Annotated in this window: 8 protein-coding genes; 5 read left to right on the top strand and 3 right to left on the bottom strand. The window is 68.7% G+C overall.

The genetic code is table 11. The annotated features are described in order from the left end of the window. The first annotated feature begins 115 nt into the window (after positions 1–115). The 3 genes from AMYHA_RS06970 to AMYHA_RS06980 all read left to right on the top strand — a co-directional run bounded on the left by AMYHA_RS06970 (position 116) and on the right by AMYHA_RS06980 (position 4295). Positions 116–1390 carry a DDE-type integrase/transposase/recombinase gene (locus AMYHA_RS06970; protein WP_157361786.1) on the top strand — a complete coding sequence of 425 codons (1275 nt, stop codon included), beginning with the start codon at positions 116–118 and terminating at the stop codon, positions 1388–1390. Positions 1391–1698: 308 nt separating this feature from the next. Beyond that, positions 1699–2265 carry a PadR family transcriptional regulator gene (locus AMYHA_RS06975; RefSeq protein WP_034269183.1) on the top strand — a complete coding sequence of 189 codons (567 nt, stop codon included), beginning with the start codon at positions 1699–1701 and terminating at the stop codon, positions 2263–2265. A 2-nt stretch (positions 2266–2267) separates the two neighbouring features. Then, positions 2268–4295, top strand: a complete 2028-nt coding sequence (locus tag AMYHA_RS06980) for an NADPH-dependent 2,4-dienoyl-CoA reductase (protein WP_034269186.1) — start codon at positions 2268–2270, stop codon at positions 4293–4295. Between the two features lie 54 nt (positions 4296–4349). On the opposite strand, the gene mreB is transcribed toward AMYHA_RS06980, so the two are convergent. Genes mreB through AMYHA_RS25585 form a run of 3 tightly spaced genes read right to left on the bottom strand, consistent with a single transcriptional unit; the run spans position 4350 to position 9955 of the window. Then, entirely contained in the window at positions 4350–5339 is a 990-nt protein-coding gene (gene mreB, locus AMYHA_RS06985) for a rod shape-determining protein (protein WP_034269189.1), read from the bottom strand. 49 nt (positions 5340–5388) lie between these two features. Beyond that, complete coding sequence (locus AMYHA_RS06990) at positions 5389–8202, bottom strand: FtsW/RodA/SpoVE family cell cycle protein (protein ID WP_034269192.1); 2814 nt, start codon at positions 8200–8202, stop codon at positions 5389–5391. Positions 8203–8209: 7 nt separating this feature from the next. Beyond that, positions 8210–9955 (bottom strand): hypothetical protein, encoded by a 1746-nt coding sequence (locus AMYHA_RS25585; protein ID WP_051399616.1) that lies wholly within the window; start codon positions 9953–9955, stop codon positions 8210–8212. Positions 9956–10194: 239 nt separating this feature from the next. Between AMYHA_RS25585 and AMYHA_RS07000 the strand changes: the two genes are divergently transcribed. Continuing rightward, complete coding sequence (locus AMYHA_RS07000; RefSeq protein ID WP_231104643.1) at positions 10195–11022, top strand: SAM-dependent methyltransferase; 828 nt, start codon at positions 10195–10197, stop codon at positions 11020–11022. A 5-nt stretch (positions 11023–11027) separates the two neighbouring features. Beyond that, complete coding sequence (locus AMYHA_RS07005) at positions 11028–13157, top strand: putative bifunctional diguanylate cyclase/phosphodiesterase (RefSeq protein ID WP_034269198.1); 2130 nt, start codon at positions 11028–11030, stop codon at positions 13155–13157. Positions 13158–13287 lie beyond the last annotated feature (130 nt).

The following is a 13287-nucleotide window of genomic DNA, read 5'->3' on the forward strand; positions in this document are numbered from 1 at the left end:
AGTGGATCTTGAGACGTCGTGGCGAAATAGATCGCTGCCGTGTGTCTTGAGATGTCGGACGGTGGTGTGTCGGGACATGGCTGACACCTGAGTGCTGTGGCCAGACTTGCTGGTCATGGCGGAACAGGTGGTTGCTATGGAGATCCGGCTGTTGGTGGCGCTGGCCGGACGCCCAGGACAGGAACGGGTCAATGTCACCGCGTTGTGTGCCGAGCTCGGGATCTCGCGGGACACGTTCTACCGGTATCGACGCCGCTTCGACGGCCGTGGCCTGGAGGGGGTGCTGCCCCGGTCGCGGCGCCCACACCACTCGCCGGGCCAGACCCCGGACTGGCTGGAGGAGTTGATCGTGGCCACGCGCCACGAACTCGACAGGCAGGGCTGGGACTGTGGGGCACGCTCGATCCGCTACCGGCTGCTGCGGCGCGGCATCAGCCCCTCGCCCACGGCGCGCACGATCCATCGAGTGCTGGTGCGCCGCGGTGAGATCACCCCGGCGCCGCAGAAACGGCCCCGCTCGTCGTGGCGGCGGTTCGAGTTCGCCGAGCCGAACGGCTGCTGGCAGATCGACGGCACCGAATGGCACCTGGCCGACGGCACTCCCGCGGTGATCCTGCGGGTGCTCGACGACTGTTCCCGCAAAACGCTGGCCAGCAGGGCAGCAGTGAGCGAGAACGCCGCCGACGCCTGGGGCTGCATGCTCACCGCGCTGACCCGCCACGGACGCCCGGCGATCCTGCTCTCCGACGGCGGCGCGGCGTTCACCGCCCGCCACCGTGGCGGGTGGGCGGCATTCGAGGCCAACCTGCGCGCCCTGGCCATCACCCCCGCGGTCGCCAGCCCGCACCACCCACAAACCTGCGGCAAGAAGGAACGCGAATGGCAAACCCTGAAACGCTGGCTGCGTGCCCGCCCCACCGCGGCCAACCTGACCGAACTACAGCAGCAACTCGACCTCTACGACGCCGCCTACAACGCGCTCCGACCCCACCAAGCCCTCGACGGACACACCCCCGACGAACGCTACGCCCAACGCCACACCACCAGCGACAACAACGACGACACCCCACCCGCACCTCTGCCCCCACTACCAGTGGTGCGCGACGTCAAAGCCAGCACGACCGGCACGGTCGCCATCGGCCGCCACCAACAAGCCCAAGTCGGCATCCAATGGCAACACGCCCAGCTCACCGTATTCCGCGACGGCAACCGCGTCGCGATCTTCCACCGCGACCACCTCGTCCGCGCCCTCGACGCCGACCCCAACCGCCGCTACCAACCCCTCGGCAGCCGACCCGGCCCACCACGACGACCACGCCTGGCCCTACCCAACTCCCCACTGCCCCACCCCCAACTAGCCGAAGCGAGAAACCAACCCAACCACAAATGATCAGCGTACTGTCAGACATGTCCGGACACACGTGTCAGACATGTCCCGCCACACCACAGCGAAATAGATCGCCACGACGTCTCAAGATCCACTTTCTGCTCGGACGAAGTGTGCGTTTCGGGCGTGCGTGGGCCGGAGTCGTCGCGTGGTGCTGTGCCCGGTCCCGTGTGATTCCGCCCGTTCCGATGTTGATCAACATCGCGGAGTTCGCGCCACCAGCATCGCGGGCGAGGCCCGCGTGACCGCCGGGAAGGTGGAACCTATGCAACTAGTTGCTATGCGCCTAGTTGCATAGTAACTTGCTCCGCATGGCGCTGGAGCACGCGATTCTGGTCTCGCTGGAGGAGCGAGCCGGGTCCGGCTATGAGCTGGCACGCCGGTTCGACCGGTCGTTCGGCTTCTTCTGGGCGGCCAGTCACCAGCAGATCTACCGCACGCTCAAGCGCATGGTGGAGCGCGATTGGGTCACCGTTACCGACGTCGCGCAGGAGGGTAGGCCGGACAAGAAGGTCTACCGTGTCACCGATGGCGGCAGGGCGGAGCTGTCTCGCTGGCTCGCGGAGCCGACCGAGCCGGTCACGGTGCGCAGCGAACTCGCCGTCAAGATCAGGGGCGCGTCACTCGGCGACTCCGGCGTCGTGATCGAGGAGATCGCCCGGCATCGCTCGCACCACGCCGAACGACTCGGCGTCTATCGCATGATCGAGAAGCGCGACTTCGCCGACCCCGACAGCCTGCGTGGGCAGCGCCTGCACCAGTACCTCGTCCTGCGCGGCGGTATCAGGGCCGAACAGGGCCAGCTCGATTGGTGCGATGAACTGCTCGACGCCCTCCATCGCGACCGTGCCCGTGGCAAGGCCGACACCGAAGGATGACCATGACCGAGTACCCAACCCTGCTGCAGCCGCTCGACCTCGGCTTCACCACACTGCGCAACCGCGTGCTGATGGGCTCGATGCACACCGGGCTGGAGGACCGCGCGTCGGATTTCGACAAGCTCGGTGCGTACTTCGCTGAGCGGGCGCGTGGCGGCGTCGGGCTGATGGTCACCGGCGGCTTCTCCCCGAACCGCACCGGCTGGTTCTACCCGCTTGCCTCCAAACTCAGCACGCGGGCCGAGGCCCGGAACCACCGCACCGTCACCGACGCCGTGCACGAGGCGGGCGGCACAATCGCGCTGCAACTGCTGCACGCGGGCCGCTACTCGTACCACCCGCTGTCGGTGTCCGCGTCGTCGATCAAGTCCCCGATCAACCCGTTCCGGCCGAGGGCGTTGTCCGGCCGGGGCGTGCGCGGGCAGATCGCTGACTTCGCCAGCTCCGCCGCGCTCGCCCGCGAGGCTGGCTACGACGGCGTCGAGATCATGGGCTCCGAGGGCTACTTCATCAACCAGTTCCTCGCACCGCGCACCAACAAGCGCACCGACGCCTGGGGCGGCTCACCGGAGAACCGGCGCAGGCTCGCCGTCGAGATCGTGCGCGAGACCCGCGATGCGGTGGGTGACGACTTCATCATCATCTATCGGCTGTCGATGTTGGACCTCGTCGATGGCGGCCAGACCTGGGAGGAGGTCGTCGCGCTCGCCAAGGAGGTCGAGGCGGCAGGGGCGACGATCATCAACACCGGTATCGGCTGGCACGAGGCGCGGGTACCGACCATCGTGACGTCGGTGCCGAGGGCGGCGTTCACCAACGTCACCGCCAAGCTCAAGCCGCACGTCGACGTCCCCGTGGTGACGTCGAACCGGATCAACATGCCGCAGGTGGCCGAGGAGGTCCTGGCGCGCGGCGACGCCGACATGGTGTCGATGGCGCGGCCGTTCCTGGCCGATCCGGAGTGGGTGCTCAAGGCGGAGTCCGGGCGCTCTGACGAGATCAACACCTGCATCGCGTGCAACCAGGCGTGCCTCGACCACACCTTCTCGCTGAAGAAGGCCACCTGCTTGGTCAACCCGCGCGCTGTCAACGAGACCACGTTGAACCTGCTGCCTACCCGGCGTGCGAAGCGGATCGCGGTGGTCGGCGCTGGTCCCGCCGGGCTATCGGCGGCGACCGGGCTGGCAGAACGCGGCCACGACGTCGAACTCTTCGAGGCCGAAGCCGAGATCGGCGGGCAGTTCGACATCGCGAGCAAGATCCCCGGCAAGGAGGAGTTCGCCGAGACCATCCGCTACTACACCCGGCGGATCGAGCGCACCGGCGTCAAGCTGCGGGCAGGCACGCGTGCGACGGTCGACCAGCTGGCGAACGGCGGCTACGACGAGGTGATCGTGGCGACCGGCGTGACACCGAGGGTGCCGTCGATTCCCGGTATCGACCACTCGTCCGTTCTGTCCTATGTGGACGCCGTGCGGCACGGCAAGCCGGTCGGCGAGCGGGTCGCGGTGATCGGCGCGGGCGGCATCGGCGTCGACGTCAGCGAGTTCCTGACCCACGCTGACTCACCGACGCTGGACGTCGACGCCTGGCGCGCCGAGTGGGGCGTCACCGACCCCGCTGCCTCGCGTGGCGGGCTGGCCAAGCCTGCGCCGGAGCCATCGCCGCGCACGGTCTATCTGCTGCAGCGCAAGACGTCGAAGATCGGCAAGGGGCTCGGCAAGACCACCGGCTGGGTGCACCGGGCGGCACTGAAAGCGAAGCGGGTCGAGCAGGTCAGCGGAGTGCGCTACGACCGCATCGACGACGCTGGCCTGCACATCTCGTACGGCAAGAACCACGACGAGAGCCGCGTGCTCGACGTCGACACCATCGTGGTGTGCGCGGGGCAGGAGTCGCAGCGGGAGCTGGCGGACGCGCTGACCGAGCGGGGCGTGAGCACCCATGTGATCGGCGGTGCGGACGTGGCCGCCGAACTGGACGCCAAGCGCGCCATCGACCAGGGCACCCGGCTGGCCGCCCGGCTCTGACACCGGCGCGACCGGCCGGTGCACGGCTGGGGGTGTGCACCGGCCGGTCGCCGGTCAGTCGCCGTAGACCGTGAGGACGTCCGGGAGCTCGAGGGCACGGGTGGCGCCTTCGGCCACACAGGTCAGCGGGCGCTCCGCCGTCTTGACCGGGAAGCCGAACGACTCCTCGAGCAGCTGCGTGAATCCGCGCAGCATCGACCCGCCGCCCATGGCGAGCAGGCCCTCCGACATGACGTCGCCGACCGCCTGTGCCGGCAGGTCTTCCAGACACGCCGTCAGGGTGTGCACGATCTCCATCGTCGTCGGCCGCAGCGCGTCGACGACCTCTTCGGTCTCCAGCGTCACCAGCCGAGCGCGCCCGCTCGCGGCGTCGCGGCCCTCGACGACCAGCGGCTCGTCCTCGTCGCCCTCGTGCAGCCGCTTCTTGAGATCCTCCGCGGTCAGCTCACCGACGACGAGCTGGTGTTCCACCCGCAGGTACTGATACAGCGCGTTGGTCAGCTCGTCCCCTGCGACGCGGCAGCTGCGGTGGGTCAGGATGCCGCCGAAGCAGAAGCCGGTGATCTCGGCGGTGCCGCCACCGAGGTCGACGACGAGGTGCGCACGCGGTTCGAGCGGATCGATGCCGGAGCCGAGCGCGCCCGCGACCGGTTCCGGGATCAGCGCGACCTTGCGCAAGCCCGCCTCGTGCGCCACTTCGAGCAGCGCGCGCCGTTCCAGCGCGGTGGCGCCCGCGGGCACCGCGATCACTCCGCGCGGCCGGAGCCCGAGCCACCAGCGGTGGGCGACCTTGCGGATGATGGCGCCGATGAAGGAGCGCGCTGACTCCAGATCGACGATCACGCCATCGCGCAGCGGACGTTGCGTTTCGTAGCCGTTCGGCGTGCGCCCGATCAGCTCCCGAGCCTGCGAACCGACCAGCACCGCCTTGGTCGGTGCGGTGCGTTTCACCAGCATGACCGACGGCTCGTTGAGGACGATCCCTCGTTCCGGCTCACCGACGACCGTGTTCGCCGTACCGAGGTCGATGCCAAAACCACCCATTACGCGCTCCCCGACTTGTGTTTCATGGACTTCTTCATTTCTCTGATCCTCAATCCCGGTTCTTCAGATAGTGCTCCAAGATCCGCGTCACGACCGGGCCGGACACCGCGGAGCCGTAGCCACCGCTGCGCACCATCACGGTCACGACCAGCTGAGGGTTGTCCGCGGGGACCAGCGCGGAGAACCAGGCGTGCGTGCCGCCGTTCGGGGCGCTGGGGTCCTGCGCGGTGCCGGTCTTGGACATCGCGGTGATCGGCAGCTTGGCGAGCTGCCCGCCGGTGCCCTCCGCCGCTGACTTCCGCATGCCCTTGCGCACTGGTCCCAGTTTGTTCGCGAACGGCAGCCGCTTCGGCTCGGTGCTCGCGATCGGGATGTTCTGCGCGCCGCCATAGGACCCCGCGAGCTGCGGGGTGATCATCTTCCCGGTGCCGACGCCGACGGTCCAGCGAGACAGCTGCAACGGCGTCGCCGTGACGGTGCCCTGCCCGATACCCATCAGTACCGTCGAGCCTGGATACCAGTGCCCGCCGATCTCCGAGACCGTCTTCGGCGTGCCGAGGAAACCGGACGCCTCGCCGGGCAGGTCGATCCCGGTCGGCGAGCCGACGCCGAGGTGCCGGGCGACGTTGGCGATCTTCTGCGGCCCGAGCTGGGCGGCGAGCTTGTAGAAGTAGACGTTGTCCGACCACTGGATCGCCTGGAACATGTTGTGCGGCCCCATCGGCTTCCAGTTGTTGAACGTGTGGCCGCCGTAGGTGTAGGCCCCGCCGGTCGGGATGACCTGTCCCGGCGGCAGCGCGCCGTACTTCATGTTCGCCGAGGCCACGACGATCTTGAACGTCGAGCCGGGCGGCGCCGCGACCTGCGTTGCGTGGTTGAACATCGGCAGGCCCGGCCCTTTGCCCACGTTTCGCAGCTCGTCCATGTCGACCGGCGGGCTGTAGACGTTGTTGTCGTATGACGGCACGCTCGCCATCGTCTTCACCGCGCCGGTGCGGGCGTCCATCACGATCGCGGCGCCCAGATCACCGGGGCTGGTGCGCACCGCCTTCGCCAGTGCCTTGGTCGCCACCCGCTGCATGGACAGGTCCAGGTTGAGCCGCAGGTCGTGCCCGGCGATCGGGTCGACGCGCTCGGCCGCGGCGACCGGCCGTCCGCCGGGGTCGACGTAGACGCACTGCTTGCCGTCGACGCCGCGCAGCACGGCGTCGTACTGCCGCTCGAGGCCGGACTTGCCGACGGTCGCGCCGAGCGCGATGTTCGGCCAGCGCTCCATGTCGCCCTCATCGGCGACGCCGACGAAGCCGAGCATGGTGGACAGCATTTCCCCGTAGGGATACGACCTGCGCTCGGACGGCACCACGAGCACACCGGGCAGTTTCGCCTCGGCGACCTGCCGTGCCACGTTCGGCGGGATCCTGCCGACCCGCACCGACAACTCGGTGCCCTCCCGGATCGCCTTGTCCACTTCGGCGCGCTTGACGCCGACGACGTCCGCGAGCTGCTCGCGGGCACGTTCGTCCTTGTCGGGGAACAGCCCTGGCACGACGCGTGCCTCGTATTCGGTGCCGTTGCGCACCAGCGGCACGCCGCTCGTGTCGGTGATGACGCCGCGCTCGGCTGGCAGCCGGATGCAGCGGGTCATCTGATGCTCGCCCTGCAGCCGCAGCTCATCGCCACGGGCGACCTGCAACTGCCATGCCGTCATCGACATGCCGATCAAGCCGACGGTGAGCCCGAACGCACCAGAGCGCACCAGCCGTGGGTGTTGCCTGCGCTTGGGCGGCGGTGCCCACAGGGGGCGTTGGACGCCGTCCCGGCGGGCGGCGAGCACGAAGCCGAGTGCGGCGAGGTGCACGACCGCTGTCGAGCCGCCGTAGCTGAGCAGCGGGATCGGCAGTCCGGTGTGCGGCATGAGGCTGAGGTTGACCGCGATCGAGACGACGGCGTGCAGACCGAACAGCACCGCGACACCGGACGAGATCAACGCTGCCTCGCGGGACCGCGCCAGTCGTGCGGCGGTAGCGCAGCGCCAGACCAGCACCAGGATCGCCGCGATGGCAACGATCGCCGCGACCAGGCCCCAGCCGTGCACGAGGCTGGCGAACGCCAGGTCGTGCTCGCGTTCCGGCAGGTAGCTCGCCCGCAGCCCGTACAGTGGCTCGCGGGCCATGCCGAACAGCCCGCCCTCTCCGATGGCGATGTCGGCCTGCATCGCGGCCCAGCCTGGGCCGTCGGCGTCTCGCGCTCCGGTGAGGAAGGCGTGCACCCTGCTCAGCTGGTACGGCCGCAGTACGAGCACGGCGAGCGGCAGCGCGGCGACGCCGAGGCCGAACAGCGGCAGCAACGGCAGCAGCGGCACCCTGGCCAGCACCAGCATCAACCCGGCCGTCGCGCCGATGACGATCGCCGACGACAGGTTCGGCTGCAGCGCGACGATCACGGCAGGCACGGCCGCGATAACGAGTCCGAGCAGGAATCGGCCGATGCGATAGCTACGGGCGAGCAGTGTCGCCAGAGCGAGCACGACCGCGATCTTGGCCAGCTCGGCGGGCTGCACGGTGAACAGCCCGAAGTCGAGCCAGCGTCGCGCCCCGTTGATGGTCACGCCAAGCACCGGAACGGCGAGCAGCAGCCCGATCGCGATCCCGTAGACGGTCCATGCGATCCGTGGCAGCTCTGTCAGCCTGACCCTGCTCACCACGAACAGCAGGCCGATGCCGAGCACGACGAACATGCCGTGCCGGACCGCGAGATCGGCCATGCCGAGCGAGACCAGGTTCAGCAGGCCGAGCCCACCGAGAACGGCGGCAGCGAGGATCAGCCACGGATCTGTTACGCGGTGGTCCTGTTGCGCGCGCATGACGGCCTCAGCACAGTGCTCGGTTGGCGGACACGAGCAACGGCGCTGAGGCGGCCTTCGCCGGGGTGTCGGTCACCGCGACGACCGCGAGCGAGCGCGAGTCTGGCAGCGTCGGACGGCTGATGCCGTACACCTGCTGCCACCCCGGCGCGGCGGCCATGGTGACCCCTTCGCGTTTGCGAATTTTGTCGGTACAGCGATCAACAATGCGCAGTGACCAGCTGATCTCCCGATGCGAGGCCGACGGGTCGAGTCGCACGTCGACTCGTACCGGGCACACTTCGCCGCGAGTGCATTCACCTTCCGCGCGTTCGATCGTCACACCGTTGATCGGACCGGCCTCCTTCGGGGCGAGCCGGGGAACCGGCCCTGGTTTGTCGTCGTCCTTGTTCGTTTTCTTGTCCGCGGCCGCAGTGCTGTCGCTCTTGCCGGTGGTCTTGCCGCCGCTGCTCTCGTCCTCGGGCGGAGCTACCGGTGGCAGTTGCTGCGACGGCTGGCTTGTGGTGAACACCGCTTCCCAGCCACGGCGCAGTTCGGACCACGCGCGCGGCACGGCCCACCAGCCCGCGACCGCGACCATCGCCACGATCAGCGTGATCACCACGGCCTTGCGGCGGGGCAGCCGCCGCTTGCGGTACCAGGCCCTGCGCCGTGCGCCGCGCAGGTCACCCCTTGCGAGGCTGAACGAGCTGCTAGACGTCGCTGCGCTGGACGTCTCCGCCGCGTCGGTAGTGGTTTCCGAGTCGCCTTCCGAACCTTCGTGACCGCCGTCCGCGCCATCCGCGTTGTCCGCCGCGCCGCTACCGTGCTGCGCTGACCCGCTCACCGGCGTCGTGTCGCGCAGTGCCTTGCGGCCTTCGGTCGCGGTGACCAGCGCGATGATCTGCCTGCGGGTCGTCGTCGTCCAGTCCTGCCAGCTCGCGCCATCGCCAGCCGCGAGTTCGTTGACCGCGCCCCGCACCTTGTCGCGGAGTTCGGACAGATCGGTGCTGGTGCCGGTGAGCCGATCGGTCAGCAGCGCGGCGTCCACCTTGCGGCGCGCACTGCCGCCTCTGGTGTGGGCGGCGAGCAGCCGTACGAGCGAGTTCGCCGTGGTCGCCGCGACCGGCAGCCGCTCGAGGCCACGCTCCGCCGCGCGTGCGCTGCCGTTCGCGGAGCCGTTGCGGCGGCGGGCGGTCGTGCCGCCGGACTTCGTGCCACTTCTCGATCGAGACCCCGTACCGCGAGCTCCCGTACTCTTCTTGGTTCTGCCTTTGCCGCCATTCGAGCTCGCCTTGGTACTCGCGCTGCCACCCGCTGCGGCCTCACCCGTGTCATCGCCGCCGCTGTCCTCTTCGGAGTCGGATGCCGTGCCTGACGCGGTGTCGTTCGCGCCAGCGGCGTCCGTTGTCGCGGTTGACGCCGAAGATGCGGTGCCGATCGCCGCCTCGAGCGAGGGAGCGACCACCACGGTGCCGTCCCGCCGCACGAGTACCGAACGATCGTTCACCTGGTCCGGGCACTCGCCACGCTCCTCAAGAGTGACAAGTGTGTCCATCAGGTCAACCGCGAGTAGTCCAGCCTGCGCGGGCGTCAGCGTGGCGACCGCGAGCAGCCTGCGCAATGCGATGGTGCCCTGAAGGTCCTTACCGGTGTCCTCGGCGGCGTGATCGGGTGGCTGGCCGTTGGCAGCCGCGGCACCAGGTTCCAGCTCGCGTCGCGTGTCCTCCTCGGCGTCGCGTTGCTGTGACTGGTGAACTACGGCTTCTGCCATTGCGCATCCCTTTGCCCCGACTGTGATGTGCACCACCTATTGTCGCGCGATCGGGGGCACTTTGTGCAGGTCCAATCGTGCCCAGCCGATGATCGCTATGGGTGATCACCCTAGCCGCCGTTTGGTTCCGGGGAACCCACAATCTGATTGAGATGCGGACAAGATTCGGGTATGCGCACATATCTGGGCTTGTCCGGTAGGCTTTCCCCGCACAATGTCTCGCCGAGGTGGAGGATGCGGTGGCAGCCAAGCGACCATCCTGGGCGCCAGAGGGTGTCGACATGGAGGTGCCTAGTCCGGCACGCATGTACGACGCGCTGCTCGGCGGTTCCCACAATTTCGACATCGACCGCAAGGCCGCTGCCAACGCGGCTGGGCTGGTCCCCGATCTGCCCAAGGTAGCGCTGAGTAACCGGGCTTTCCTGCGCCGGTCAGTGCGGTACCTCGTCGACATGGGCGTGCGGCAGTTCCTCGACATCGGCTCCGGTATCCCGACCGTCGGCAACGCGCATGAGGTCGCGCAGCGCGCCGCGTCGGACAGCAGAGTGCTCTACGTCGACATCGACCCGGTCGCCGTCGCGCATTCCGAGGTCATCCTCGCCGGAAACGAGCGGGCGTCCGCCATCGAAGGCGATCTGCGTTCCCCAGCCGACCTGCTCACCGATGTCCGGGTGCGCAACATCATCGACTTCGACAAGCCAGTCGGCGTGCTGCTCGTCGCGGTGCTGCATCTGCTCGCCGATGCCGACCGGCCACACGAGGTGGTGGCTACGCTGCGTGACGCCATGCCCGAGGGAAGCTACTTCGTGATCTCGCACCTGTCGAGCGCCAGCCGGCCTGACGACGCGGCTCAACTCGGCGAGCAGGCACGCAACAAGACCGGGGTGCCCATCATCTTCCGGACACGTGAGGAGATCACGCCGTTCTTCGACGGTCTTACGGTCATTGACCCAGGTGTGGTGGAATTGCCGTTGTGGCGGCCGGAATCGGAGGCCGACATCGATGAGGAACCCGGCCGATCCCTGGGGCTCGCGGGGGTCGGGCGAAAAGACACCCCCGCGAGCTGAACGCCATGACTACAGCGCACTCGGTCGAACGGTTCGCCACGAGGTGGGCCTCCTCGCTCAAGGGCGCTGTCGCACCGGCGATGACGCGCGCCGAACTCGAGGACTTCCTGCGGGAACTGACTGAGCAGCTCGCCGAGGCGATGCGGTCGGTGCCGTTCCGTCCCGAGCTGGGCAGGGCGGTGGGCAAGGCGCTCATCGACGCACATTATCGCGACACCTCGGTGCTCAACCGCACGCTCGCGCTGCTCAGCGACGAGTTCGTCGCCGAGATCGGCAGTGAGCTGGGCAGCGAGCTCGGCAACGGGGCACTCATGTCCCGGGTCTCGCAGTTGCACGGCGCGGTCGCGGAAGGCTTCGCGATCGCGCTGCGGGATACGGTGCTCGCCGAACAGGAAACGACCCAGCGGGCCGCGCTCGCCGCCGCCCGTGCCGCCGAGGAACGCCGCCGCGCCAGCGAGGCCCGGTTCCAGGCGGTGTTCGCGGGAGCAGCCGTCGGCATCGGCGTCGTCGACCTGTCTGGTGCCGTCCTCGAGGTCAACGAGGCGATGGCAGGCATGCTCGGCCGCGCGACGGATGACATCAGGGGTCGCACCATCGGTGATGTCATCGGACCGGACAACATCGGCCACGCCTACGGCGAGTTCAAGAAGTTGATCGCGGGCGACATCGACCAGTTCCGGCTGGAGACCGCGCATCTGCGCCCTGATGGCAGAGTCGCCAATGTCGACCTGTCCATGACGGCGGTGCGCGACCGCACCGGCGCCCCGGACTTCTTCATCGGCGTCGCCGTCGACGTCACCGAGCGGCGCAGGCTACAGAACCGGCTGTGGCACGAGTCCCGGCACGATTCACTGACGGGGCTGCCCAACCGCACGTTGTTCTTCGAGCGGCTGGAGGCCGCTGAGCAGCCGCTCGGGCTGTGCTACCTGGACCTCGACGGGTTCAAGAACATCAATGACAGCCTCGGCCACGACGCGGGCGACTACGTGTTGCGGGCGGTCGCGAACCGGCTGCGCAAGGCCGTCGAGCCGGATGGTTGCACCGTGGCACGGCTCGGCGGCGACGAGTTCGTCGTCCTGATCGAGCGCTGCGGCAGTCCGGACTGGGTCGCGCGGGAAGCCGAGAAGATGCTTGCCGTGTTCGGCAGGCCGATCGAGTTCGACGATGAGCAGCTCAGCGTCACCGGCAGCATCGGCGTCGTCCACTCGGCGCTGGTCGGCCGCGATCCGGGACGGCTGATGCGCGCTGCCGACGTCACGCTGTACCAGGCCAAGGCCAATGGGAGCGGCCGCTGGGAGCGTTACGACCCCGCACGCGGTGAGCAAGAGCTGACCAGGCACAGCCTCGCCACCGCCATGCCAGCCGCGCTGGCGCACAACGAGTTCCTGCTGCACTACCAGCCGCTCGTCTCGCTCGCCGATTCAACGGTGCGCGGGTTCGAGGCGCTGGTGCGCTGGGACCACCCCCGGCTCGGCCGGGTCTCGCCGGGACAGTTCATCCCGGTCGCCGAGGAGACCGGCAACATCAACGCGCTCGGGCAGTGGGTGCTCGAGCAAGGATGCCTGCAGGCACGGCGCTGGTTCGACGAGTTCGGCGTCGACGACCTCTACGTCAGCGTCAACGTCGCCGCGACGCAGCTGCGCCAGCCCACCTTCGTCGCCGACGTGCTCGGCACGCTGGACCAGGTCGGGCTACCCGCGATGTGCCTGCAGCTCGAACTCACCGAGAGCGCCGTCGCGGGCGACACCCACGGTGCGCTGGTCGCGCTGCGGGAATTGGCCGCGGCGGGCGTCCGGCTGGCCATTGACGACTTCGGTACCGGCTACTCCAACCTCGCGCACCTCGGCAGGCTGCCGGTGCACCAGCTCAAGATCGACCGCTCGCTGCTGTCGTCCTCCCGCAAGGGCGAGGTGGTCGACCCCGCCCACGACAAGATCATCGCCGCCACGATCTCGCTGGCTCACTCACTCGGGCTGGACGTCCTTGCCGAGGGCGTCGAGACCACGCCGCAGGCCGATCGGCTGCGGCTACTGCAGTGCGACGGCGTGCAGGGAATGCTCTTCGGTGGACCCGTTCCGGTCAGTGAGGCGGCCGAGGTGCTCGCCTGCCAAACCCGGCGTGCCAATTCCGCGTAGGGCAGGGCGTAACTTTCCGCCGCGCGACGACGAATAGCCAGGCATTTAGGACATATGGGCGTGCTGTCTCCGGCAGCGAGCCCAGCCGTCACGTCGTCCGCCATCCGGCGTAACCGGTGGCGGCTGCTCA

Origin of the sequence: Haloechinothrix halophila YIM 93223 (assembly GCF_000504245.1) — a bacterium.
Taxonomy (GTDB): Bacteria; Actinomycetota; Actinomycetes; order Mycobacteriales; family Pseudonocardiaceae; genus Haloechinothrix_A; species Haloechinothrix_A halophila.

Coding starts and splice junctions, on each gene's coding strand:
- AMYHA_RS06970 (WP_157361786.1), top strand. CDS start 116: ATGGCGGAACAGGTGGTTGCTATGGAGATCCGGCTGTTGGTGGCGCTG.
- AMYHA_RS06980 (WP_034269186.1), top strand. CDS start 2,268: ATGACCGAGTACCCAACCCTGCTGCAGCCGCTCGACCTCGGCTTCACC.
- AMYHA_RS06975 (WP_034269183.1), top strand. CDS start 1,699: ATGGCGCTGGAGCACGCGATTCTGGTCTCGCTGGAGGAGCGAGCCGGG.
- AMYHA_RS06990 (WP_034269192.1), bottom strand. CDS start 8,202: ATGCGCGCGCAACAGGACCACCGCGTAACAGATCCGTGGCTGATCCTC.
- AMYHA_RS25585 (WP_051399616.1), bottom strand. CDS start 9,955: ATGGCAGAAGCCGTAGTTCACCAGTCACAGCAACGCGACGCCGAGGAG.
- mreB (WP_034269189.1), bottom strand. CDS start 5,339: ATGGGTGGTTTTGGCATCGACCTCGGTACGGCGAACACGGTCGTCGGT.
- AMYHA_RS07005 (WP_034269198.1), top strand. CDS start 11,028: ATGACTACAGCGCACTCGGTCGAACGGTTCGCCACGAGGTGGGCCTCC.